Genomic DNA, 22,231 nt, shown 5'->3' on the forward strand with positions numbered 1-22,231 from the left:
GGGATGACAGCGAGGATGGACGAACCATCAACGCCTCGCCGTCATTGCGAGCGACAGCGAAGCAATCCAGCTGACGCCGGGCGCTACGCCCGGCGCCGCAGCTGCTCCCAACCGCCTGGATTGCTTCGCTGCGCTCGCAATGACGGCGAGGCGGTTGCGGCTATACGGGCTCAGGCCTGGTCCGGCTCAGAGATCCGCTTCACCCCCCCCCACCAACCCCTCATCCTGAGGAGCAGGCCCGCTTGGGCCTGCGTCTCGAAGGACGAGGGACTTCAGTGCGCTCCACCGTGCAGCCTCCTGGACCCCCTCGTCCTTCGAGACGCATCGCCAAGGGGCGATGCTCCTCAGGATGAGGGCATGGTGATGGTGAGAGTAGCGTTATAAGAAAATAATCCTTGACATTCCGCCCCGTTTCCCGCACCCTGCACCTACTCTCGACCCACGAGGGGAGCGCTTCCGGAGCGGTCCAGAGCGGGGTCGGGGCGCGGCGCCTGCGCGGGTGGGGATACCGGACCCACCCTCCCGGGAGGCCTTTCCGGAGCGGCCGGAGGGTGGGGGTAACGCCCCATTACCCGGCAGTCAGCCCGCCCGCCCCACACTACGGTGGGGCTGTGGACGCGGCCACCTTAACACCCTCGCGGTTACTGCCCACAAGGAGCGGCCCTGAGGAAGGAGCGCGGGTCGGAAAGGTTCAAAATCGCCGATCGCGGGGCGTCGGTCCGTCCAGACCCTACGCGTAAAACCATTGATGGACCGACGCCTCGCGGCGTCCCCTCACCAGTTTGCCCCACCTCCGCCCCGGCGGAGAACGCGGACGCATGCCCACCTCAAAGGCGCAAACCCTCCGCCGTCATCCCCGGCGGCGCGCAGCGCCGGGAAGGGGATCCAGGGGACCGGGTCGACACTCAGGCCCATGGCCCCTGAATCCCGTCCCCTCCCCGGCTGCGCCGCTCCGGCCGGGGATGACGGAGGGAGTTGCGTCTGGCGACTGCCCCAGTGTAGCGCCCCGAAAACTTCCGATGGAACTTCCGCCCCGGAAACCCCATGTATAACGGGTGAAACAATCGCCAGAGAGCCGGACCGACCCAGTGCCCAAAGACCCCCACGCCATGAAGGGCGGAGACCGCCTCCCCTCCAAGGAGGACCTCGTCGCCTTCATCAAATCCGAGGGCGAGCTGGGCAACAAGGTCGGCAAGCGCGAGATCGCGCGGGCGTTTTCGATCAAGGGCGACGCACGCATCGCCCTGAAGGCGCTGCTGAAGGAGCTGCAGGACGACGGCGCCCTGAAGAGCCGGGGAAAGTCGCTCGCCAAGGCGGGCGCGCTGCCGCCCGTGATGCTGGCCGACATCACCGGCCGCGACCGCGACGGCGAGCTCATCGCCGCGCCCGTGGAATGGGACGAGGAGGACCTCGGCCCCATCCCGCGCATCACCATCCACCTGCCGCGCAAGCCCAAGCCTGGCCTCAAGGTCCCGGGCGTCGGCGACCGCGCGCTCGTGCGTCTTTCGCCCGACCGCGAGGGCGGCGGCGCCTATGTGGGCCGCATCGTCAAGGTGCTCGACAAGGCGCAGGCCGCCGTGATCGGCGTGTTCCGCTCCATGCCGGGCGGCGGCGGCCGGCTCGCGCCGGTCGACAAGAAGGCGCAGGGCCGCGAGATCCCGATCCCGCCCGGCGACGAAAACGGCGCGCAGGATGGCGACCTCGTCTCGGTGGCGATCAACAAGCTGGGCCGCTTCGGCGCCACGGTCGCGAAGGTGCGCGAGAAGCTGGGCTCGCTGAAGAGCGAGAAGGCCATCAGCATGGTGGCGATCTTCACGCACGGCATCCCGAACCAGTTCCCGCAGGTCGTGCTGGACGAAGCCGCCAAGGCGGAGCCCGCCAGGCTCGGCCCGCGCGAGGACTGGCGCGACCTGCCGCTGATCACCATCGACCCGGCCGACGCCAAGGACCACGACGACGCCGTCCATGCCGAGCCGGACCCGGACGACAAGAACCCCGGCGGCTTCATCGTCCACGTCGCCATCGCGGACGTCGCCGCCTATGTGCGGCCCGATACGCCGCTGGACCGCGAGGCGCTGCTGCGCGGCAACTCGGTATATTTCCCCGACCGCGTCGTCCCGATGCTGCCCGAGCGCATCTCCAACGACCTCTGCTCGCTGCGCCCGCAGGAGGATCGCCCGGCGCTGGCGGTGCGGCTGGTGCTGGCCGCCGACGGCCGCAAGCTGCGCCACAGCTTCCACCGCGTGCTGATGCGCTCGGCCGCCAAGCTCTCCTACGGGCAGGCCCAGGCCGCCATCGATGGGCAGGCCGACGACCTCACCGCGCCGCTGCTGGAGCCGATCCTCAGGCCGCTCTGGGCCGCCTACCACTGCGCCACCCGGGCCCGCAACGAGCGCGGCCCGCTGGAGCTCGACCTCCCCGAGCGCAAGATCCTGCTGAAGCCCGACGGCACGGTCGACAAGGTGGTCTCGCCCGAGCGCCTCGACGCCCACAAGCTGATCGAGGAGTTCATGATCCTCGCCAACGTGGCCGCCGCCGAGACGCTGGAAGCCAAGAAGACCCCCCTGCTCTACCGCGCCCATGACGAGCCGACGCTGGAGAAGATGCGCGGCCTCGGCGAGGTGCTGGCCTCCATCGGCATCAAGCTCACCGCGCAGGGCGCCCTGCGGCCGGAGTTCTTCAACCGCATCCTGAAGCGCGTGGAAGGCTCCGAGCACCAGACGCTGATCAACGAGGTGGTGCTGCGCTCGCAGGCGCAGGCCGAGTACACGGCCGAGAACTACGGCCATTTCGGCCTCAACCTGCGCCGCTACGCGCATTTCACCTCGCCGATCCGCCGCTATGCCGACCTCATCGTCCACCGCGCCCTGATCCGCGCGCTGGGCTTCGGCAAAGACGGCCTGCCGGATTCGACGATTCCCGACCTGCCCGAGATCGCCGCCAAGATCTCGGCCGCCGAGCGCCGCGCCATGGCGGCCGAGCGCGAAACCAACGACCGGCTGATTGCCCACTTCCTGGTCGACAAGGTCGGAGTGGAGTTCTCCGGCCGCATCGCGGGCGTCACCCGGGCGGGCCTTTTCGTAAAGCTCGCCGACACGGGCGCGGACGGCTTCGTGCCCGCCTCCACGATCGGGGCGGACTACTACCGCTACGACGAGGCCCTGCACGCGCTGGTCGGCGACCGGAGCGGCGAGACCTACCGGCTGGGCGACCAGGTGCAGGTGAAGCTCGTGGAAGCCGCCCCGCTCGCCGGCGCGCTGCGCTTCGAGATGCTGTCCGAAGGCCGCGAGGGAAGCGCCCGCGGCCGCCGCGGCCGCTCCGCCCCACGCCCCTTCGTCCGCACCGCCGAGCGCCCCGAAGGCGGCGCCCGGCGCAAGGGAACCGCCAAGGTGCGGCGATGACGCTCGATCGATCACCACCCTGCCGTCATCCCCGGCGGTCTGCGCAGCAGACCGGGAAGGGGATCCAGGCGACTGCGCGCCGCGTCTGCCAAATGGCCCCTGGATCCCCTTTCCCTCCGCCGCTACGCGGCTCCGGCCGGGGATAACGGCGGTTTCCCGGACGAGACGAGAGATCCTGAAAACGAGAACTCCATGACCCACACCCACCACTACGGCGCGGTTCCGGCCGATCCCGATGCGCTCCCCCGGCGCGACCTTGGCCTCGCGATGCGGCGCGGCCTCAGGGGCCGCTGCCCCCATTGTGGCGAGGGCAAGCTGTTTCGCGCCTTCCTGAAGGTTGCGGATCGCTGCGACGCCTGCGGGACGGAATATCACCACCACCGCGCCGACGACCTTCCCGCCTACATCACGATCAGCATCGTCGGCCACGTGGTGGTCGGCGGCATGCTCTATGCCGAGACCTATGGCGACTGGCCGCTCATGTGGCACGTCGTCCTGTGGCCTCTGCTCGTGATTGCGCTGTCCTTTGCTATCATCCAGCCCATCAAGGGGGCGATCGTCGGCCTGCAATGGGCCAACCGCATGCATGGCTTCAGCGCGACGCCGGACGGCGACGACCTGCCGGTCCTGCAGCCGCATCGGGACCACGCCCGATGACCGACGCCCTGAAGAGCGACGCGCATGTCGTCACCCTCACGAGCGCCGAGCGCGAGCGGAAGTGGCCGAATGTCCGCCCCAAAGACGCCGCCACGCTGATCCTGCTGGATCGCCAGGGCCCCTCGCCCAAGGTGCTGATGGGCCGCCGCCATGCGGGCCACAAGTTCATGCCCGGCAAGTTCGTGTTTCCGGGTGGGCGCATCGAGGCCGGGGATCGCCGCATGGCCGCCGCCGGCGCGCTCGACGCCAAGGTCGAGGAGCGCCTGATGGCGCGGGTGCAGCGCGCCACGCAGGGCCGCGCCCGCGCGCTGGCGCTGGCCGCCATCCGCGAGACCTTCGAGGAGACCGGCCTGCTGCTTGGCACGACCGACCACGGCGCGCCGGACGGGGCGCCCGAGGGCGTCTGGTCGCAATTCGCCGCGCATGGCGTGTTCCCGACGCTGGAGAACCTCCATTTCATCGCCCGCGCGATCACGCCGCCGCGCCGGCCCAAGCGCTTTGACACCCGCTTCTTTGCCGCCGAAGCCGCCGACATCGCGCACCGCATCGACGGCGTGGTCGGCCCCGACTCGGAGCTGGTCGAGCTCGTCTGGGTCGAACTCGAGGAAGCCCAGAAGCTCGACCTGCCCACCATCACGGGCGTGATCCTCAAGGAGCTCCAGACCCGCCTCGACGGCGGCCTCGCCCCGTGGATGCCGGTGCCGTTCTACTACGAGGTGCAGGGCAAGTTCCGCCGGGACGAGCTGTAGCAAGGCTTATCCGCCTTGACATCCCGGCCGCGATGCGTAGGTTGCGCGGCACACGAGGCCGGTCCCTGGACCGGCCCGCTTCTTTCATGGACACGGGTTGATGAGGGTCGAGCCCCTAGGGCTCAAACCGCCTCAAACCGCACGCCGCGCCGGCGGCATCACGACAAGGGACGACCGCCATGGCCAAGGCGACCACCATCAAGATCAAGCTCGTGTCGACCGCCGACACCGGTTTCTTCTACGTGACGAAGAAGAACTCGCGCACGATGACCGACAAGCTGACCAAGAAGAAGTACGACCCGGTCGCCAAGAAGCACGTCGAGTTCAAGGAAACCAAGATCAAGTGAGCCGCGGCGTCCCCGGACGCCCCTCGCCTGAGACGACAAGGCCGCCCCACCGGGCGGCTTTTTGCTGTTGAGGCCCGGTTTCCCCTGTGGATGACGCGCCCAACGGCGAAACGCCGGTCGCCCGAAGGCGCCGGCCGGCCAGAATCGCGATGAGGATTTCGAGAAAGGTGGCCGGCCGGAAATGGACCGCGAGGAGGCCACTCCGTCCATTTCCGTGCCGGCCGAACCCCACGGGACCCAGGAGATGCGGCGGACCTGAGCATTCCGAGGGGTAGACGTGACGAGGACCGCGACCTGACGGTCGCTGGCGTCTCGTTCCGTGCCCAGAGATTATCCCAAGCGCCGCGCTTGTCCACTGCTCCCGGAGGGTGGACGCCGTTTACTCGTCATTAAGGTAAAGGGCGGGCTCTTCGACCGCTATCGCCCGGTCACGCGGCGCGGGGGCTCACGATCACGCGGTTTCGGCCCGTTTCCTTGGCGCGGTACAAGGCCTGGTCGGCTCTTTTCAGCAGCGTGTCGGGCGTGTCGTCCACCCGCTCGGTGGCGGCGACGCCGATCGAAACCGTCACAGGGATGAACTGAGATCCCTTGTGGATAGCGAAGGGATCGGCACCCACCCGGGCGCGAATCCGCTCGGCGGCCAGGCGGGCCGTTTCGAGCGACGTGTCCGGCATCACGACCACCAGCTCCTCGCCGCCGAATCGCGCGACGAGGTCGGGCGCCCGCAGGCTCTTGCGAACCCGCTGGGCGAATTCGCGCAAAACGTCGTCGCCGGCGTCGTGGCCGTAGGTGTCGTTCACGGACTTGAACTTGTCCACATCGAGCACGAGCACCGAGAGCGGGCGGCCGCGGTTGAGCGATTCCTCCACCAACGCGCCGAAATGGCTGTCGAGGTAGCGGCGATTGTGGAGCCCCGTGAGCGCGTCCACGATCGCGAGCTCGATGGTGGCGTGCACGGTGTCGCGCAGCCGGTCGGCATAACGCTTGCGCCGCACCTGGGTGCGAACGCGCGCCAGCAGTTCGTTACGATCGATGGGGCGGACCAGATAGTCGTTCACGCCAAGATCGAGCCCACGCAGGATCCGGCCCGTGTCCTCGGCCTCGGCCAGCGCCAGGATGCCGAGATGGCGCGTGGCCTCCACGGAGCGCAGCTGGCTGCACAGCCGCAGCCCGTCATAGTCGGCGAGGTCCAGGGACACGACCACGAGATCCGGCGCGTCGGCGGCGGCCGCGAACAGCGCCTGCTGGGCATTGGGCTCCAGCGTCACCATGTGGTGCTGGGACAGCGTCGCGATGAGCCTGTCGGCCGAGCCCGGCCGGTCGTCGACCAGCAGAATGCGCCCGTTGACGCCGGTGTCCGCCACAGCCTGCACGAGCGGATCGCCCATGCCGGCGTCGCGCGAGGTGAGCGCGCGGCTTCGCAGCTCGTCCGTCACGGCCTTGAGGCGCACGAGGCTGCGCACCCGGGCGATCAGCGCGATCTCGTTGACTGGCTTGGTGAGAAAATCGTCGGCGCCCGCCTCGAGCCCCTTCACGCGGTCGCTGGGCTGGTCGAGCGCCGTCACCATCACGACGGGGATATGCGCGGTGGACGGATTGGCCTTGATGCGGCGGGTCACCTCGAAGCCGTCCATGCCGGGCATCATCACGTCGGTGAGGACGATGTCGCACAGGCCCTGGTCGCAGATCGAAATGGCGTCCGGGCCATTGCTCGCCGTGAGGACGTCGAAATATTCAGCCGTCAGCCGCGCTTCGAGCAGCTTGACGTTTGGTAAGAGGTCATCGACGACCAATACACGCGCGGTCATGAAAACAAGGCCCTTCAGGCGTCGCCGAGGTAGATCCGGACCGTCTCAATGAATTTGCCGACCGAGATCGGCTTGGAAAGATAGGCCTCGCAGCCCTTGCGGCGGATCCGCTCCTCGTCGCCCTTCATCGCGAAGGCCGTGATCGCAATGATCGGGATGGAGCGAAGTTCCTCGTCGCTTTTGATCCACTGGGTGACGTCCTCGCCGGAAACCTCCGGCAGCTGGATGTCCATCAAAATCAGGTCGGGTGAATGCTGGCGCGCGAGCTCGATCGCCTCGACGCCGCTGGCGGTCTTGAGCGTCTGATAGCCATGCGCTTCGAGCAGATCGTTGAAGAGCTTCATGTTGAGCTCGTTGTCTTCAACGATCAGAACCGTTTTCGCCATTGGCATGTCCCCGGACGCCGTCCACAATCGGAAACGCCAGCGTCCACGCGTCCCGGAATGTCGCCTGAGGTTATAGCCCGCACATGTTGATGAAACACAAACCTGGTTCGGTAAGGTCCGGTAAAGGCGCCAGAATCGACCGCGACGGGGCCGAAGCGCTGGCGGTTTCGGCGCTCGGCTTTCTGGCGGCCGAGCCCGAGCGGCTCGACCGCTTCATGGCCCTGACCGGGCTCGCGCCGGATACGCTGCGCTCGGCCGCCGGCGAACCGGGTTTCCTGGTGGCGGTGCTGGACCATGTCGTTTCGGACGAGTCGCTGCTGCTGACCTTCTCGGCCAATGCCGGGCGGCCGCCCGAAGAAGCCCTGATGGCGCGCGACCTCCTGGCGGGGCCCAACGCGATGGGCCTGCGCGAGGGCTGAACGGTGGCGGGGGCCGGAACCATTTTGTGCCGCGACTGCCTGGCGCGTTCGGCGGGCCGCCCCGGCGCGCCCGCGCGGCGCTGCCCCGTTTGCGGGTCCCCTCGCCTGCTCGCCCATCCGGAGCTCGACACGCTCTCGATCGCGCATATCGACTGCGACGCCTTTTTCGCCGCCATCGAGAAGCGCGACAACCCGGAGCTGGCCGATAAGCCGGTGATCATCGGGGGCGGAAAGCGCGGGGTGGTTTCGACGGCCTGCTATATCGCCCGCACCTTCGGGGTGCGGTCCGCCATGCCGATGTTCAAGGCTCTGAAAGCCTGCCCGGACGCGATAGTGGTGAGGCCCGACATCGAGAAATACAGCCGCATCGGCCGGCAGATCCGCGCCATGATGCTGGACCTGACGCCCGCCGTGGAGCCGGTCTCGATCGACGAGGCCTTTCTCGACCTCTCGGGCACGCAGCGCCTCCACGGCGCGCCGCCGGCCGAGACGCTGATGCGCTTCTCCAAGCGGGTGGAGCGCGAGCTGGCGCTCTCGGTGTCGGTGGGCCTGTCCTACAACAAGTTCCTGGCCAAGATCGCGTCCGACCTCGACAAGCCGCGCGGCTTCGCGGTGATCGGCCGGGCCGAGGTCGTGTCGTTTCTGGCGGACAAGCCGATCGGCATCATCCCGGGCGTCGGCAAGGTCACGCAGGAGCGGCTGGCCAAGGATGGGCTGCGCCTCATCGCGGACGTGCAGCGCCAATCGGATGCAGACCTCGCGCGCCGCTATGGCGACGAAGGCCTGCGCCTCGCCCGCCTGGCGCGCGGCGAGGACAGGCGCATCGTGAAGGCGGAGCGTGAAACCAAGAGCGTCTCGGCCGAGACCACCTTCGACGAGGACATCGGCGAGGCCGAGCGCCTCGCGCCCGTGCTGCTGCGCCTCTCCGAGAAGGTGGCGCTGCGCCTGCGCAAGGCCGATTTCTCGGCCCGCGGCCTGACGCTGAAGATGAAGACCGCGGACTTTCGCACCCGCACCCGGGCGCGCTCCGGCTTTCCACCCACCCAGCTCGCCTCGCGCATCTTCGAGATCGGCCGCGAGATGCTGGCCAAGGAGTGCGATGGCACGCGCTTCCGGCTGATCGGCATCGGTGCGTCCGACCTCGGCCCCGGCGCGGAGGCCGACCGCGGCGACCTCGTCGACGTCACGGCGACTCGCGACGCCGGCGTGGAGCGGGCGATAGACCGCCTGCGAGACAAGTTCGGCGGCGACGCCGTGATGCGCGGGCTCGTATTCGGCGCGAAGATGGAGCGCGACCGGCGGGGCTGAGCCCTACTTGGCGCACTCCGGCGCCGACATCACGTCCAGCCGCTTCAGGTCGCCGTCCAGGCCGAAATCGCCGTAGTCGAGCTTGAGCTTGCGCGACACGCCGTTCTCCAGGAGCTCGAACGACAGCGTGTAGACCGGCTGCTGCCCGTCCTGCTTGCCTTCCTCGAAATAGCTCACCGAAACGGGCCAGCGGGTCAGCTTGTCCCAGCCGGCGTCGCGCAGCGGCTGCTCGAGCTCGCCGTCCTTGTCGTGCGGCACGGCTTTGCCGATCACCGTGAAGGTGTCGTAGACCTTCTTGCCGCCTTCGGAGCCGTCGAACAGCTTGACCGCCACGGTAGACTTCTCGGCCCGGGCGGCATCGATCAGCATCTTCATCTGCGCGGTCGGGAACACGATGTCGCCCTTCAGCGTGGCGCGGCCGGCCTGCGGCTTGCGGAGCCGCACCGCGACGCTGTCGCCCTTCTTCTCGGCAGAGCCGTCCGTCGCCTCGGGCGGCGTCGGGCCGACGCGGGACTCGGTGTTGAAGCGGAAATTGGCCCCGTCGCCGTCCTCGAACGTCGTGGTGCGCATGTCCGACAGGCGGCTGCCGATCTCGCCGCCGGAGAGCTCCGTCACCTGCCGGAACGTGAGCGCGTAGCCCTCGCAGGCCGAGCCCGTGAATTCGAACACGATGCGCCCGCGCGCATTCTCGACGCCCTTGGCGCCGCCGGACTTGGACAGCGTCAGGTCGTAGGTCGCCCGATGCGGCGCCATGCCGGGCGCGGCCAGTGCCGGCTGGGCCGTGGCTGTCCCCATCACTCCCGCGCTGATCGCCGCGACGGCCGCCGTGAAACGCCAGGTCATGCCGAACTCCCTTGTGAGGCTCCGCCGAGGCGGGGCTGAAACGATAGCGGCCGCGGTGCGCCGCAGCAATCCGCCCGCGCCTGCGACACGCTTGCAGGGCGCGGACCGATGCGCCACAACGCGTTCGGGCCGCGATCGATCACCCGCGGCGCCGGCCGCCGCGCACGCGCGTGCGGCGGCAACGTCCGAACCGGAGCGAGGATCCCATGAGCGTCGAAGCGAAGCTGCAAGAGCTGGGCGTCACCCTGCCCACCCCCGCCGCCCCGGTCGCCAATTATGTCGGCGCGGTGCGCACCGGCAATCTGCTGGTGGTGTCCGGCCAGCTCTGCTTCGGCATGGACGGCAAGCTCGCGCCGGAGCACAAGGGCAAGCTCGGCGGCGAGGTCTCGGCCGAGCACGCCGTGGAAGCGGCCCGCCTCTGCGCCATCAACGTGCTCGCGCAGGCCAAGGCCGCGCTGGGCTCGCTCGACAAGATCACCCGCTGCGTGCGCCTCGGCGGCTTCATCAACGCGGTGCCGACCTACGCGGCCATTCCGGCCGTGATGAACGGCGCGTCCGACTTCATGGTCGCGGCGCTGGGCGACAAGGGCCGCCACGCCCGCAGCACCATCGGCGTCGCCGAGCTGCCGATGGACGCCGTGGTCGAGGTCGAAGCCATGTTCGAGGTGGCGTGATGGCGGCGCCGGCCTGGCTCGTCGCCCGCCCGATCGCGCATCGCGGCCTGCATGACCGCGCCCGCGGGATCATCGAGAACACCGCCGGCGCGGCCCGGGCCGCCATGGAGAAGAACTTCGCGATCGAGTGCGACGTCCAGCTGACGCGCGATGGGCAGGCCGTGGTGTTCCACGATTTCGCGCTGGAGCGGCTGACCGCAGACGGGACCGGCAAGGTCGTGGACCGCACCGCCGCCGAACTCGGCGCGCTCAGCTTGAAGGACACGACCGATCGCATCCTGCCGCTCGCCGATTTTCTCGCCGTGCTGGGCGGCCGCGTGCCGCTCGTGCTGGAGATCAAGAGCACCTTCGAGGGCGACCTGCGCCTCACGCGACGCACCGTCGAGGTGCTGAAGGGCTATACCGGCCCGGTTGCGGTGAAGAGCTTCGACCCCGAGATCGTCGTCGCGCTGCGCGAGCTCGCGCCGGATCGTCCGCGCGGCATCATCGGCCAGGCGAATTACGAGCATCCCGAATATGCGCGGCTCTCCAAGGAGCAGAAGCACGCGGCCGCGAACCTGCTCCACTTCGAGCGGAGCCGGCCGGACTTCCTGTCCTGGCAGGTCAAGGACCTGCAGAACGCCGCGCCCTATCTCTGCCGCCACGCCGCTGGCCTTCCCGTGATGACCTGGACGGTCCGCACCCCGCACGACCGCGAGCTGGCGGCGGCCGGAGCGGACCAGATGGTGTTCGAGGGTTTCGTGCCGTGAGCGACGCGCGGGGCTGACCCGCCGCGACCACGCGCCCGCTTGCTCTCGCGGCCAGAAAGCCTAGCTTTCCGTGAGCACCTCCTGATCGGGCACAATGGCCGGCGCCGCTTCCTTCGAAATCCCCGACGACATGACCCTGAAGGTCGCATCCAGCCTCAAGGCCGTGGATGCGGCCCAGTGGAATGCTTGCGCGAATCCGCCCCTTCCGACGGTTGAATCAAAAGCTGAGGCAGCGGATTCAGCGTCTCAGGAAGATTGGTCCAATCCCTTCATCTCTCACGCGTTCTTGTCGTCGCTGGAAGAGTCCGGCTCGGCCACCGCCAAGACCGGATGGGGCGGCGCGCATGTGCTGGTGGAGGGACCCGGCGGCGAGATCCTGGCCTGTGCGCCGGCCTATCTGAAATCGCATTCGCGCGGCGAATACGTGTTCGACAGCGGCTGGGCCGACGCCTACGAGCGGGCTGGCGGGAGCTACTACCCCAAGCTGCAGGTCAGCGTGCCCTTCACGCCCGCAACCGGCCGGCGCCTGCTGGTGCGGCCGGGGCCCCGCGCGGCGGAGGCCCGGGAGGCGTTGATCCACGCGCTGGGGGCGCTGCGCGCACAGGCCGGCGCGTCCTCGACGCACGTCACCTTTCTGCCCAGGGCCGATTGGGAGGACCTTGGCGCGCGCGGCTACCTGCAGCGCATGGACCAGCAGTTTCACTGGATCAACGACGGCTACGCGGACTTCGAGGGCTTTCTCGCCGCCCTCGCGTCCCGCAAGCGAAAGGCGATCCGCCGCGAGCGCCGGGATGCGCTGGCGAACAGGATCACGATCGAGCATCTCACCGGCGCGGACATCACCGAGGCGCACTGGGACGCGTTCTTCGCCTTCTACATGGACACCGGTTCGCGCAAATGGGGGCGTCCTTACCTCACCCGCACGTTCTTCTCGCTCATCGGCGAGCGGATGGCCGACAAGACGCTGCTGATCATGGCCAAGCGCGAGGGGCGCTATGTGGCGGGCGCGATCAACTTCATTGGCGCGAACACGCTCTATGGCCGGAACTGGGGCTGCATCGAGGATCACCCATTCCTGCACTTCGAGGTCTGCTACTATCAGGCCATCGACTTCGCCCTTTCGCGCGGCTTCGCGCGGGTGGAGGCGGGCGCACAGGGCGAGCACAAGCTGGCGCGAGGATACCGGGCGGTGACGACCTACTCGGCCCACGACCTGGCCGACCCCGGCCTGCGGCGAGCCGTGGCGGACTATCTGGCGCGCGAACGCTCCTTTGTGGAGAGCCTCCACGAGGAGTACGAAGAGCAGGCGCCGTTCCGGAAAGTCTGAATGCTGGCCGGATCGCGCCTGCGACAGCGTGGAGCCGGACGGGCCACGGCCGACACGGAACGAACAAACCGACCGTACATTGATGGTTGGTTGGGCGATGTTGAACGGAGAGCAGCAATGAAGCGCCTTGGCGTGATCCTCGTCCTGATCAGCTCCGTATCGCCCGCGATGGCGCAGACGCGGCCCCAGACGCCCGGCATGAGCTGCGGGCAGGTGCAGAACCTGCTGGCCCAATATGGCGGCGTGGTGCTCGGCACAGGCGGCTACACCTATGATCGCTACGTCTCCAGCGCAGCCGCGTGCCTGCCCGGCCAATCCGTGAAGCGCCAGTTCGTGCCGACCCGCAGCGGCGCCTGCCCGGTTTTCACCTGCTATGACCCCAGCGAGCGAAACTTCTTCGACGATTGAGCCCCCGGCTTGACGCCGCCCGGTCCGGAAGCGACACCGGGCCGGCGGCGACCGGCGCCGCACCAGCCTGCGGGAACACGCCATGACGGCCGACCAGTCCTACGACCCTGACAACATCTTCGCCCGGATCCTGCGCGGCGAGCTGCCGTGCGAGAAGGTCTACGAGGACGAGGCGACGTTCGCGTTCATGGACATCATGCCCCGCTCGGACGGGCACGTGCTGGTGATCCCCAAGGCGCCCGCCCGCAACATGCTCGACATCCGGCCGGAAGACCTCTCGCGGCTGATGGTGAGCGTGCAGAAGGTCGCCCGGGCGGTGAAGAGCGGCATGGCGGCCGACGGCCTGACCATCCAGCAGTTCAACGAGAGCGCGGGCGGACAGGTGGTGTTCCACATTCATGTCCACGTGCTGCCCCGCTGGGACGGCGTGCCGCTGCGGCCGCACACGGGCCAGATGGAGAAGCCCGAGTCCCTGAAGGCGCATGCGGACAGGATCCGGGCGGCGCTGGCCTAGCCGCCCCACCAGGTCGCGGCCGCGATCAGGGCGGCTTCGCCGATGACGATGCCGGCGAAGAACGACCGGCGGAACGCGAAGAAGCACGCGAAGCCGATCACGATCGCGCCGGTGCGGCCCCACCAGGGAACCAGGGCCAGCGCTCCGCTGGGCGACAGCAGCAGCTTGGCCACCACGGCGGCCAGCAGCGCGGTGGAGACCGCCCGCACCCACACCAGGAACAGCGAGCCTTCCGGCACGCCGCGCGCCGCCGCGACGCCCAGGATGCGCCAGACCTCGGTGGGCAGCAGACCGCACAGAATGATCATGACGTAGGGCCAGAGCGGCCCATGCACGAAAGCGAGGTCCAGCGTCATCGCCGCGCCTCCAGCATCTGGCCGAACAGGAACGCGGCGGTGCCGCCCACCAGCCCCACGCCGAGAAGGTCGAAGCCGTCGCCCAGCAGGGCGCGCATCGGCGGCTCCAGCGCAAAGCCGAGCGCAATCGCGAGCCAATCGGCCGGGACCCGCGCGCCGGCGCTGATCGAAAGCGTGAAGTAGATTGGGCTGACGAAGAGAATGCCCGCCGCGAGCGGCGTCGGCAGCGCGCCGACCAGGAAGTAGCCCGCCCCGGTCGATAACGTGCTGAGCAGGATGCAGGCGGCCGCGAAGCCGTAATAATAGGGCAGCCGCGCCGGCGGCGGCTTGCCCGGGAGGCGACGCAAATTCTCGGTCCACACCGTGACGGCGACGAAATGGGCGGCCGCGCATTGCGCCCAGAACCCCTGCCCCGGCCGGCGCAGCAGCGGCAGGATCGCAACCGTCATGGGGAAAAAGCGCACGGAGGAGAAGCCGACCGCCGCCGCGACCGCCAGGGGCGTCATGCCGGCCGCGATGCCGCCATAGAAGATCACCTGCGCGGGGCCGGCCCAGATCACCAGCGTCGACATCATGGCCGCCCAGACGGGGTGGCCGACCGATTGCGCCAGGCCGCCGACGCCGACCAGCGACAGCGCCACCACCCAGGCGGGGAGCGCCAGCGCGTCGCGCGCGCCGCGGTAGACCCAGGTCGAAGCCGGGGTCTGCGGGTCGTCGCCGTCCTGCTGGGCGTCTGGCGTCACGGCCGGACGCGCCCCTTCACTGCGACGCGCCTTTGTCCTTGCCGGCGATGATGGCCATCAGGGGCGTGTTCTTGATCTGGTCGCGAACCTGCAGCCAACCCCAATACACCCCGAACGCGAGCGCCGGAACGACGATCCAGGCAAGCAGCTCTTCCATGCGCTCACGCCTGCGCTTGCGCTGCCGCCGTTTCTCGAACCAGGACGCCACGTGATTTCTCCCGATCCGGGCTTCAGCCCGCCCGCAACAAGCGGATGGGCGAAACGCGCACGTTCCGCCCATCCAGCATCATCGTCTTACCGCAAGCCGCACTGGCCCGAAACCGCCAAAACGCGCGTCTCAGCCCTGCGACGCAGGAGGGCTCAGCTGCGCACCAGCGGCACCTTCGGAACCGTGCGCACCGGCTTGCCACCCTCGGTTGGGCCGCCGCCGGAGGAGTCCGAACCGCCCGGGTCCTTCTTGGCCTTGGGCTTCGGCGAGGTCTTGCGCGGCGTGGATGCGCGCTTGGCGCGCACCTTCGTGGCCTCCTCGACGTCCTTCTCGGGCTTTGGCGTCACCGGTCCGGCCGGGAAGTCGAAGCCGAGCTCCTTCTTGCCGTCCTTCTCGACCACGCTCACCCGTACAGCGCCGCCGTCCTTCAGGCGGCCGAACAGCACCTCGTCGGCGAGCGGCGTCTTGATGGTGGTCTGGATCAGGCGGGCCATCGGGCGTGCGCCCATGGTCTCGTCATAGCCGCGCTCCACCAGCCACTCGCGGGCTTCGTCGGTGAGCTCGATCGTGACGTTGCGGTCGGCGAGTTGCGCCTCCAGCTGCATCACGAACTTGTCCACCACCTTGGAGACCACTTCCTTCGGCAGCTGGCCGAACGAGATGATCGAGTCGAGGCGGTTGCGGAATTCCGGCGCGAACAGGCGGTTGATGGCCTCGTTGTCGCCGCTGTCGCGCTTGGACTGAGTGAAGCCGAACACCGGCTTGGCCAGCTCCGCCGCGCCCGCATTCGTCGTCATGATCAGGATCACGTTGCGGAAGTCGACCGACTTGCCGTTGTGATCCGTCAGCTTCCCGTGATCCATGATCTGCAGGAGGATGTTGAACAGGTCCGGATGGGCCTTCTCGATCTCGTCCAGCAGCAGCACGCAGTGGGGGTGCTGGTCGACGCCGTCGGTCAGCAAGCCGCCCTGGTCGAAGCCCACATAGCCGGGAGGCGCGCCGATGAGGCGGCTCACGGTGTGGCGCTCCATGTATTCCGACATGTCGAAGCGGATGATCTCGACGCCGAGGCTCTTGGCGAGCTGGCGCGCCACCTCGGTCTTGCCGACGCCCGTGGGGCCGGCGAACAGGTAGTTGCCGATCGGCTTCTCGGGATCGCGCAGGCCGGCCCGCGACAGCTTGATCGCCGAGGTCAGGGCCGTGATGGCGGCGTCCTGGCCATAGACGACGCGCTTCAGCGTCTCGTCGAGGGCCTTCAGCACCTCGGCGTCATCCTTGGAGACCGTCTTGGGCGGGATCCGCGCCATGGTGGCGATGGCCGCCTCGATTTCCTTAATGCCGATCTGCTTCTTGCGCTTGGCCTCGGGCAGCAGCATCTGCGACGCGCCGGTCTCGTCGAGCACGTCGATCGCCTTGTCGGGCAGCTTGCGGTCGTGGATGTAGCGGGCCGACAGCTCCACCGCGGCCTTGATGGCCTCGTTGGTGTAGCGGATGTGGTGGAAGTCCTCGTAATAGGGCTTGAGGCCCTTCAGGATCTCGATCGCGTCCGGCACAGACGGCTCGTTCACGTCGATCTTCTGGAAGCGACGCACCAGCGCGCGGTCTTTCTCGAAGTACTGGCGGTACTCCTTGTAGGTGGTCGAGCCGATGCAGCGCAGCGTGCCCTGCGCCAGGGCGGGCTTCAGCAGGTTGGAGGCGTCCATCGCGCCGCCCGAGGTCGCGCCCGCGCCGATCACCGTGTGGATCTCGTCGATGAACAGGATCGCCTTCGGGTGGTTCTCGATCTCCTTCATCACCTGCTTGAGGCGCTCTTCGAAATCGCCGCGATAACGCGTGCCTGCGAGCAGCGTGCCCATGTCGAGTGCGAACACGGTGGCGTCCGCCAGCACGTCCGGCACCTCGTGGGTGACGATCTTGCGGGCGAGGCCTTCCGCGATGGCGGTCTTGCCGACTCCGGGGTCGCCAACCAGCAGCGGGTTGTTCTTCTGGCGGCGGCACAGCACCTGGATGGTGCGCTGCACTTCCGACTCACGCCCGATCAGCGGGTCGATGCGGCCTTCCTTGGCGCGCTTGTTGAGGTTGACGCAGTAGGCCTCCAGCGCCTCGCCCTTCTTTTTCGGGCCGGCGCCGCTCTCCTCGCCGCCGCCCGGGGAGCGCTCGGACTGCTCCTCCTCGGCGCCGCGCGGAGACCGCGTCTCCGACATGCCGGCGCGCTTGGCGATGCCGTGCGAGATGTAGTTCACGGCGTCGTAGCGCGTCATGTCCTGCTCCTGCAGGAAATACGCGGCGTGGCTCTCGCGCTCGGCGAAGATCGCCACCAGCACGTTGGCGCCGGTGACTTCCTCGCGGCCGGAGGACTGGACGTGGATCACGGCGCGCTGGATCACGCGCTGGAAGCCCGCCGTGGGCTTGGAATCGTCGCTGCCGTCGGTGATCAGGTTGCCGAGCTCGGCGTCGACATATTCGGTGAGGTTGCGGCGCAGCGCCTCGATGTCGACGTTGCAGGCGCGCATGACCGCGGCGGCGTCCTGGTCGTCGACCAGGGCCAGGAGAAGGTGCTCGAGGGTCGCGTATTCGTGGCGCCGCTCATTGGCCAGCGCCAGGGCCCGGTGGAGCGCTTGTTCGAGATTGCGAGAGAAGGACGGCATCGGGCCTTAGCCTTTCACTTCTTTTCCATCACGCATTGCAGAGGATGCTGGTGCTTTCGCGCGAAGTCCATCACGAGCGTGACTTTGGTCTCCGCTACCTCGTAGGTGAAAACGCCACACTCCCCCACGCCGTTCTGGTGGACATGGAGCATGATGCGGGTGGCTTCATCCGCATCCTTGTTGAAGAACCGCTGGAGCACGAGAACAACGAACTCCATCGGCGTGTAGTCGTCGTTGAGCAGCAGGACGCGGTACAAATTTGGACGTTTGGTGCGCGTCCGCGTCTGCGTGATCACGGCGGTGCCGGACCCGCCGTCGCCGGGCCGACCTGTTCCGCGCCGTCGTTCGGCCGCCCGCAACGGATCCGTGCGGATGAGGCCCGAAGCGAGGTGCCTGCCCCTGAGCAGCGCGCGCTTGATGCGGAGAACCATGTCGGGAAGGATCAGTTTGAGGTCCATCGCAGGGTGGCGGTCTTTCCGGAAAGGCGTGCTCGCCCCCGGCGGCTGCCGCGGGCGGCGACCGCAGCCCAACACGGGACCGCACGGCCGGTTCCGTTAATCTAGTCCTCCCGATAGCGCTTCGCCAGACCACACTTGCGCCAACCGAAAGGGCGCTATCGCCGCAGCCGCTTTCGCAGCCCTGCCCTGCGTTCAGAACCGGCCACAATGCAAAGAGGCCCGGGTTTCCCCGGGCCTCTTATCGTCCATCTGTTGGATGGGCGGAAACTTACTTCGCGGAAGCGGTCGCCTTGGCGAACATGCCCTCGTACGGCTTCACCGTCTCCTTGGCGAGGTTCGAGTAGAGGTCGCCGACCTTGGTCGCGTAGGCGACGAAGCCCTCGTAGGCGGCCTTCACGTAGTCGCTCTGGATCTCGAAAGCCTTGTCGAGGGTCTTCACGGCGACCAGCTTCTCGGCGACGGCCGAAACGCTCTCGAAGGACTTCTTGGAGAATTCAGCCGTCTCGGCGGCGATCGCCTGAACGCCTTTGGAGGTCGCGCCGAAGCTCTTGAGAGCGACGTCGACGTTGTCCTTGCCGAGCTTCTGCATGTCGAACTGAGTAGCCATGGTGCACCCCTGTGTTTGCGCCGATGCGCGGGAACCTGGGCTGGCCATCACTCAACGCCGCCAAACCCGATGGCCGTGTTTTAGCTGCACTGCACAACGAATGTCAAGGGATATGTTGCAGTGCACCATTCGCCCTTGGTCTATCCCGCAGGTTGCGTTCTTAACCAGCGCGTAACCCCAACTCGGTAGCGTTCGTCCCTGTGCCGAGAATGCGACAGTGGGCCCCCTCGCCCCAGCATTCCCGGTCCGGCTCGTGTGTGGAGCCGTCACAGGGGATGTGGGTATGGGTATGCGTCAGGGTTTGTTCGCGAAGCGGTTCGGCGCCTTAGCGTCGATCGTCGTGACGGCTTCGGCTATCGCCGTCATCGCCTCCCCGGCCGAGGCGCGGCGCCGGCATCACGGCGGTGGAGGCGGCTACAGCCCGCCTTACGCCGACATGGTGGTCGACGCCAAGACCGGCCGCACGCTGCACGCCGTCAACGAGGACGCGTTGCGCCACCCGGCGTCCGTCACCAAGGTGATGACGCTGTTTCTGCTGTTCGAGCAGCTCGAGAAGGGCCGCTTCCAGCTCGATTCCGAGCTGAAGGTGAGCGCCCACGCGGCCGCCCAGGCGCCCTCCAAGCTCGGCCTGCGACCCGGCTCGACCATCGAGGTCGAGGACGCCATCAAGGCGCTCGTCACCAAGTCGGCCAACGACGTCGCCGCCACGGTGGCGGAGAACATCGCCGGCTCCGAATCCGATTTCGCCGAGATGATGACCCGCAAGGCGCGCCAGCTCGGCATGAGCCGCACGGTGTACCGCAACGCCTCCGGCCTGCCGAACCCCGGCCAGGTCACCACCGCGCGCGACCTCGTCACGCTCGGCCGGGCCCTGCAGGACCGCTTCCCGAAATACTACCGCTACTTCTCGACGCCGGTGTTCGCCTACAAGGGCGGCTACCACCGCAACCACAACCACCTCCTCGGCCGCGTCGAGGGCATGGACGGCATCAAGACCGGCTACACCCGGGCGTCCGGCTTCAACTTGTTGACCTCCGTGCGCACCGACAACCGCCACGTCGTCGCGGTGGTGCTCGGCGGACGCTCGGCCGGCGCGCGCGACGCCAAGATGGTGTCCCTGCTCGACGACAACATCGACCGCGCCTATGCGGGCGTGCGCACCGCGCCGCCGGCGACCGAGGTCGCGGCCGCCGTGCCGACCCCCGAGGCGCGGCGCGAGGCGCTGGCCGCCCGCGAGACCATGGCGGCGCGCGAAGCAAAGGACGTCCGCGACGCCAAGGAAAGCCGCGAGATGGACGTTGCGGCCGTGAAGGAGATCGTCAAGGAAGCGCCCGCCAAGGATTCCCCCAAGGTCCGGGTCGCCTCCGCGGACGAGAGCATCCCGATGACCACGGCGGCGCTCACCCCCGCCCGGCCGCTCGCCCGTCAGGCCGACGGCATGCGCCCGAGCGCCGACGTCCCGGTCGTGCACCTGACTGAAACCACCCCGGCGCCGCGCCGCATGGCCGACGCATCGGCGGCCCGCCCGGTGGTCGCCTCCGCGATCGGAACCTCCACGACCACGCCGTCCAGCGGCATGCGCTGGGTGGTCGGGGCTGCGCCGGTCACCCGCGCCGAGCCGGAGACCAGGCTCGCCCGCCTCGAGCCCCGCATGGACGTGAAGGCCGACGCGCGGCCCGAGCCGAAGGCCGAAACCCGGATCGAGAAGACCGCGGCCGCGCGCCCGGCCGTCACCGGCTGGATCATCCAGCTCGGCGCCACGGACGACGAGGACAAGGCCAAGGACATCCTGGCCCGCGCCAAGGCGGCCGACCGCGCGCTGTCGAAGGCTTCTCCCTTCACCGAAAAGGTGCAGAAGGCCGGCTCGACCCTCTACCGGGCCCGCTTCTCGGGCTTCGACGAGGACGACGCCCAGACGGCCTGCAAGCAGCTCAAGCGCAGCGGCTTCTCGTGCTTCGCGGTGAAGGGCTGATCAAACGGATTGGGGGCGGGGACCCGCCTCCTCGCGGATCTAAAACGGCCAAAGGCCGAGAGACGCCGCGCAAAGCGGCGCGATAAAAACAGAGAGCAAAGCCCGGGCGTGTATTGGCCCGGTTCGAACGGAAGACAGCCGAAACCACCGGAACGCGCGTGGAGTATCAGCGATGCCGGTTCAACAGAACGTCCTTGGCCTGGTTTACCCTGGTGGCGAGATACGTCGAGCCCCCCTGGTCGGGATGCAGTTTCTTCATCAGGTCTCGGTGCGCGCGGCGGATGTCCGCCTCGCCGGCGCCCGGCTGAAGGCCAAGGATCTCGTAGGCCTCCTGCTCGGACGGCATGCCCGCGTGGCGGCCTCCGCCGCCGCCCGGCCGCGCGTCCGCGTCGTCCTGCGTTGCCTGACGCCGTCCGGGAAACCGGCGGTCAAGATACGCATCGAGGAGGCGTGATCCATCGGGATCGCCGGCCAGGCACAGCTGCGCCAGTTCGGCGAGCTGCGTCTCCTCCAACTCGTCGAGGCGGCGCCCTTCCAGCGGGCCCGCAAGCACCCGGCCGTTCAGCGCGCCGGTGTCGTGGTCGAGCTCCATCTCCAGCAGCGCCGACCTGACGCGCGACTGCGCGCCCGGCGTCGGCTGCGTGCGCTGCGCCCATGCGGGCAGCGCGAAGCCCTTGAGGCCGAGCAGCCACGCGCCGCCGCCCGCGATCACCATCGCGACCTCGATCTGCCCGCGCATCAGCACGAAGGCCGCGAGCCCCAGAGCGGCAAAGCCGCCAGCCTTGCGGAAGATCTTGGCCAGAGCCTGCGGGCTGGCGGTCGCGTAGTTGTGGCCGACATACCAGAGGATGAACAGGACGGCGCCGCCGATCAGAAGTGCCACGCCGCTTACCTCATCTGCCCGAGCAGGCGCTGCGCGCCCGCGTCGCGTCGCGCGAGATCCTCCAGCGCCACCCTGCCCCCGGCCGCATAGGCGGCGGCGGCCCGCAGCAGCGCCGCAAGTTCGGCCGGCGCCGAGGCGTCGAAGCGCGCATAGGCGCCGCCGGTCAGCCGGGCGATGTCCTGGAAAGCGCGCGCCGCGGCGGGGTCGCTCCCCTCGTGGAACATGAAAGCCTTTACGCCCAGCAGCCCGATCTCGCCTGCGACCGCGCAGAGATCGTCCAGGCGTTCCTCCATTGCGTCGCCCACATAGACAAGCGCGTGCACGGCGGCGTCGCGCGTCTCGCCGCGCACATGCTCCAGCACCCGCCCGATCTGGGTATGGCCGCCGCGGCAATCGATGGAGCGCATCAGCCCGGTGAGGCTGCGCGGATCGGCGACGAAACGGGAAGCGCGGCATTCCGAGAAGCCGCGAAAATAGACGAGCTGGACGTCGAGCCCGCCGACGCGCGCCGCCTCTTCAAACATGCCGCCCTGCAAGCCGCAGGCGAGATCCCAGGTCGGCTGGCGGCTCATGGTGGCGTCGAGCGCAAACACCAATCGGCCCCGCTTGCCGTCGCGGCGCGGCGCCAGCGAGCGCGCGTCCTTGAGGAAGCTCTCGATGTCGCGCGATGGCGACGCAATCTCGCTTCCGCCAGAACGCGTGACCCCACCCTTGTTGCTGCCTGAGTTCATGCCGATTCCCTGCCGCTCTTTAGATTGGCGGGCCG

General features: G+C 68.5%; 23 protein-coding genes. 12 read left to right on the top strand and 11 right to left on the bottom strand.

Annotated features, from left to right (window positions below; genetic code table 11):
* The first annotated feature begins 1,109 nt into the window (after window positions 1–1,109).
* The 4 genes from rnr to rpmG all read left to right on the top strand — a co-directional run bounded on the left by rnr (window position 1,110) and on the right by rpmG (window position 5,154).
* The gene (rnr, locus tag AC1DSZ_RS21895) at window positions 1,110–3,401 is read left to right on the top strand and encodes a ribonuclease R (protein WP_476840523.1); all 2,292 of its coding nucleotides are present in this window, start codon (window positions 1,110–1,112) and stop codon (window positions 3,399–3,401) included.
* Window positions 3,402–3,593: 192 nt separating this feature from the next.
* Complete coding sequence (locus AC1DSZ_RS21900) at window positions 3,594–4,058, top strand: DUF983 domain-containing protein (RefSeq protein WP_476840447.1); 465 nt, start codon at window positions 3,594–3,596, stop codon at window positions 4,056–4,058.
* Window positions 4,055–4,807 carry an NUDIX hydrolase gene (locus AC1DSZ_RS21905; protein ID WP_476840448.1) on the top strand — a complete coding sequence of 251 codons (753 nt, stop codon included), beginning with the start codon at window positions 4,055–4,057 and terminating at the stop codon, window positions 4,805–4,807. The genes AC1DSZ_RS21900 and AC1DSZ_RS21905 overlap by 4 nt, the downstream gene beginning before the upstream one ends.
* 179 nt (window positions 4,808–4,986) lie before the next feature.
* Window positions 4,987–5,154 carry a 50S ribosomal protein L33 gene (rpmG, locus tag AC1DSZ_RS21910; protein WP_188518692.1) on the top strand — a complete coding sequence of 56 codons (168 nt, stop codon included), beginning with the start codon at window positions 4,987–4,989 and terminating at the stop codon, window positions 5,152–5,154.
* 428 nt (window positions 5,155–5,582) lie between these two features.
* On the opposite strand, the gene AC1DSZ_RS21915 is transcribed toward rpmG, so the two are convergent.
* The gene (locus tag AC1DSZ_RS21915; RefSeq protein ID WP_476840449.1) at window positions 5,583–6,962 is read right to left on the bottom strand and encodes a PleD family two-component system response regulator; all 1,380 of its coding nucleotides are present in this window, start codon (window positions 6,960–6,962) and stop codon (window positions 5,583–5,585) included.
* A 14-nt stretch (window positions 6,963–6,976) separates the two neighbouring features.
* Window positions 6,977–7,348 carry a response regulator gene (locus AC1DSZ_RS21920; RefSeq protein ID WP_188518694.1) on the bottom strand — a complete coding sequence of 124 codons (372 nt, stop codon included), beginning with the start codon at window positions 7,346–7,348 and terminating at the stop codon, window positions 6,977–6,979.
* Window positions 7,349–7,431: 83 nt separating this feature from the next.
* Here AC1DSZ_RS21920 and AC1DSZ_RS21925 point away from each other — a divergent pair, with 83 nt between their 5' ends.
* Together AC1DSZ_RS21925 and AC1DSZ_RS21930 are read left to right on the top strand one after the other, a co-directional pair.
* Window positions 7,432–7,767, top strand: coding sequence for a DUF3572 domain-containing protein (locus AC1DSZ_RS21925; RefSeq protein WP_476840450.1), 336 nt, complete (start codon window positions 7,432–7,434; stop codon window positions 7,765–7,767).
* A 3-nt stretch (window positions 7,768–7,770) separates the two neighbouring features.
* Window positions 7,771–9,075 (top strand): DNA polymerase IV, encoded by a 1,305-nt coding sequence (locus AC1DSZ_RS21930; RefSeq protein WP_476840451.1) that lies wholly within the window; start codon window positions 7,771–7,773, stop codon window positions 9,073–9,075.
* Window positions 9,076–9,078: 3 nt separating this feature from the next.
* Here the strand turns inward: AC1DSZ_RS21930 and AC1DSZ_RS21935 are convergent, their stop codons facing one another.
* On the bottom strand, window positions 9,079–9,918 hold the full coding sequence (locus AC1DSZ_RS21935) for a cell envelope integrity EipB family protein (protein WP_476840452.1): 840 nt from the start codon (window positions 9,916–9,918) through the stop codon (window positions 9,079–9,081).
* A gap of 206 nt (window positions 9,919–10,124) precedes the next feature.
* Here AC1DSZ_RS21935 and AC1DSZ_RS21940 point away from each other — a divergent pair, with 206 nt between their 5' ends.
* The 5 genes from AC1DSZ_RS21940 to AC1DSZ_RS21960 all read left to right on the top strand — a co-directional run bounded on the left by AC1DSZ_RS21940 (window position 10,125) and on the right by AC1DSZ_RS21960 (window position 13,590).
* Window positions 10,125–10,592: a RidA family protein gene (locus AC1DSZ_RS21940; protein ID WP_188518697.1), complete on the top strand. Its 468-nt coding sequence runs from the start codon at window positions 10,125–10,127 to the stop codon at window positions 10,590–10,592.
* Complete coding sequence (locus AC1DSZ_RS21945) at window positions 10,592–11,341, top strand: glycerophosphodiester phosphodiesterase family protein (protein ID WP_476840453.1); 750 nt, start codon at window positions 10,592–10,594, stop codon at window positions 11,339–11,341. Before AC1DSZ_RS21940 ends, AC1DSZ_RS21945 begins: the two co-directional genes overlap by 1 nt.
* Window positions 11,342–11,435: 94 nt before the next feature.
* Entirely contained in the window at window positions 11,436–12,668 is a 1,233-nt protein-coding gene (locus AC1DSZ_RS21950) for a GNAT family N-acetyltransferase (RefSeq protein ID WP_476840454.1), read from the top strand.
* A gap of 117 nt (window positions 12,669–12,785) precedes the next feature.
* Window positions 12,786–13,076, top strand: coding sequence for a hypothetical protein (locus AC1DSZ_RS21955; protein WP_476840455.1), 291 nt, complete (start codon window positions 12,786–12,788; stop codon window positions 13,074–13,076).
* An 82-nt stretch (window positions 13,077–13,158) separates the two neighbouring features.
* Complete coding sequence (locus AC1DSZ_RS21960) at window positions 13,159–13,590, top strand: HIT family protein (RefSeq protein WP_476840456.1); 432 nt, start codon at window positions 13,159–13,161, stop codon at window positions 13,588–13,590.
* On the opposite strand, the gene AC1DSZ_RS21965 is transcribed toward AC1DSZ_RS21960, so the two are convergent.
* The 6 genes from AC1DSZ_RS21965 to AC1DSZ_RS21990 form a co-directional block, all read right to left on the bottom strand.
* Window positions 13,587–13,946 carry an AzlD domain-containing protein gene (locus tag AC1DSZ_RS21965; protein WP_476840457.1) on the bottom strand — a complete coding sequence of 120 codons (360 nt, stop codon included), beginning with the start codon at window positions 13,944–13,946 and terminating at the stop codon, window positions 13,587–13,589. The two genes, AC1DSZ_RS21960 and AC1DSZ_RS21965, sit on opposite strands and share 4 nt — an antisense overlap.
* Window positions 13,943–14,689, bottom strand: a complete 747-nt coding sequence (locus AC1DSZ_RS21970) for an AzlC family ABC transporter permease (protein ID WP_476840458.1) — start codon at window positions 14,687–14,689, stop codon at window positions 13,943–13,945. The genes AC1DSZ_RS21965 and AC1DSZ_RS21970 overlap by 4 nt, the downstream gene beginning before the upstream one ends.
* Before the next feature lie 16 nt (window positions 14,690–14,705).
* Window positions 14,706–14,897, bottom strand: a complete 192-nt coding sequence (locus tag AC1DSZ_RS21975; RefSeq protein ID WP_476840459.1) for a hypothetical protein — start codon at window positions 14,895–14,897, stop codon at window positions 14,706–14,708.
* Window positions 14,898–15,049: 152 nt separating this feature from the next.
* A complete protein-coding gene (gene clpA / locus AC1DSZ_RS21980; RefSeq protein ID WP_476840460.1) occupies window positions 15,050–17,545 on the bottom strand; it encodes an ATP-dependent Clp protease ATP-binding subunit ClpA in 2,496 nt (831 codons plus the stop codon).
* A gap of 14 nt (window positions 17,546–17,559) precedes the next feature.
* Window positions 17,560–18,003 (bottom strand): ATP-dependent Clp protease adapter ClpS, encoded by a 444-nt coding sequence (clpS, locus tag AC1DSZ_RS21985; protein WP_476840461.1) that lies wholly within the window; start codon window positions 18,001–18,003, stop codon window positions 17,560–17,562.
* A gap of 268 nt (window positions 18,004–18,271) precedes the next feature.
* Window positions 18,272–18,610 carry a phasin family protein gene (locus tag AC1DSZ_RS21990; RefSeq protein WP_476840462.1) on the bottom strand — a complete coding sequence of 113 codons (339 nt, stop codon included), beginning with the start codon at window positions 18,608–18,610 and terminating at the stop codon, window positions 18,272–18,274.
* Between the two features lie 283 nt (window positions 18,611–18,893).
* Between AC1DSZ_RS21990 and AC1DSZ_RS21995 the strand changes: the two genes are divergently transcribed.
* Window positions 18,894–20,582, top strand: coding sequence for a D-alanyl-D-alanine carboxypeptidase (locus tag AC1DSZ_RS21995; protein WP_476840463.1), 1,689 nt, complete (start codon window positions 18,894–18,896; stop codon window positions 20,580–20,582).
* A 166-nt stretch (window positions 20,583–20,748) separates the two neighbouring features.
* Here AC1DSZ_RS21995 and AC1DSZ_RS22000 read toward each other — a convergent pair whose 3' ends face one another.
* Together AC1DSZ_RS22000 and AC1DSZ_RS22005 are read right to left on the bottom strand one after the other, a co-directional pair.
* A complete protein-coding gene (locus AC1DSZ_RS22000; RefSeq protein WP_476840464.1) occupies window positions 20,749–21,465 on the bottom strand; it encodes a DnaJ domain-containing protein in 717 nt (238 codons plus the stop codon).
* A 5-nt stretch (window positions 21,466–21,470) separates the two neighbouring features.
* Window positions 21,471–22,196, bottom strand: coding sequence for a vWA domain-containing protein (locus AC1DSZ_RS22005; RefSeq protein ID WP_476840465.1), 726 nt, complete (start codon window positions 22,194–22,196; stop codon window positions 21,471–21,473).
* Between the last annotated feature and the right edge of the window lie 35 nt (window positions 22,197–22,231).

This window comes from Alsobacter sp. P4_H11 (assembly GCF_056400925.1).

Excerpts from the sequence above, each read along its gene's own strand:
- rnr (WP_476840523.1), top strand. The coding sequence starts at position 1,110 with ATGAAGGGCGGAGACCGCCTCCCCTCCAAGGAGGACCTCGTCGCCTTC.
- AC1DSZ_RS21900 (WP_476840447.1), top strand. The coding sequence starts at position 3,594 with ATGACCCACACCCACCACTACGGCGCGGTTCCGGCCGATCCCGATGCG.
- AC1DSZ_RS21905 (WP_476840448.1), top strand. The coding sequence starts at position 4,055 with ATGACCGACGCCCTGAAGAGCGACGCGCATGTCGTCACCCTCACGAGC.
- rpmG (WP_188518692.1), top strand. The coding sequence starts at position 4,987 with ATGGCCAAGGCGACCACCATCAAGATCAAGCTCGTGTCGACCGCCGAC.
- AC1DSZ_RS21915 (WP_476840449.1), bottom strand. The coding sequence starts at position 6,962 with ATGACCGCGCGTGTATTGGTCGTCGATGACCTCTTACCAAACGTCAAG.
- AC1DSZ_RS21920 (WP_188518694.1), bottom strand. The coding sequence starts at position 7,348 with ATGGCGAAAACGGTTCTGATCGTTGAAGACAACGAGCTCAACATGAAG.
- AC1DSZ_RS21925 (WP_476840450.1), top strand. The coding sequence starts at position 7,432 with ATGTTGATGAAACACAAACCTGGTTCGGTAAGGTCCGGTAAAGGCGCC.
- AC1DSZ_RS21935 (WP_476840452.1), bottom strand. The coding sequence starts at position 9,918 with ATGACCTGGCGTTTCACGGCGGCCGTCGCGGCGATCAGCGCGGGAGTG.
- AC1DSZ_RS21940 (WP_188518697.1), top strand. The coding sequence starts at position 10,125 with ATGAGCGTCGAAGCGAAGCTGCAAGAGCTGGGCGTCACCCTGCCCACC.
- AC1DSZ_RS21945 (WP_476840453.1), top strand. The coding sequence starts at position 10,592 with ATGGCGGCGCCGGCCTGGCTCGTCGCCCGCCCGATCGCGCATCGCGGC.
- AC1DSZ_RS21950 (WP_476840454.1), top strand. The coding sequence starts at position 11,436 with ATGGCCGGCGCCGCTTCCTTCGAAATCCCCGACGACATGACCCTGAAG.
- AC1DSZ_RS21955 (WP_476840455.1), top strand. The coding sequence starts at position 12,786 with ATGAAGCGCCTTGGCGTGATCCTCGTCCTGATCAGCTCCGTATCGCCC.
- AC1DSZ_RS21960 (WP_476840456.1), top strand. The coding sequence starts at position 13,159 with ATGACGGCCGACCAGTCCTACGACCCTGACAACATCTTCGCCCGGATC.
- AC1DSZ_RS21965 (WP_476840457.1), bottom strand. The coding sequence starts at position 13,946 with ATGACGCTGGACCTCGCTTTCGTGCATGGGCCGCTCTGGCCCTACGTC.
- clpA (WP_476840460.1), bottom strand. The coding sequence starts at position 17,545 with ATGCCGTCCTTCTCTCGCAATCTCGAACAAGCGCTCCACCGGGCCCTG.
- clpS (WP_476840461.1), bottom strand. The coding sequence starts at position 18,003 with ATGGACCTCAAACTGATCCTTCCCGACATGGTTCTCCGCATCAAGCGC.
- AC1DSZ_RS21990 (WP_476840462.1), bottom strand. The coding sequence starts at position 18,610 with ATGGCTACTCAGTTCGACATGCAGAAGCTCGGCAAGGACAACGTCGAC.
- AC1DSZ_RS21995 (WP_476840463.1), top strand. The coding sequence starts at position 18,894 with ATGGGTATGCGTCAGGGTTTGTTCGCGAAGCGGTTCGGCGCCTTAGCG.
- AC1DSZ_RS22005 (WP_476840465.1), bottom strand. The coding sequence starts at position 22,196 with ATGAACTCAGGCAGCAACAAGGGTGGGGTCACGCGTTCTGGCGGAAGC.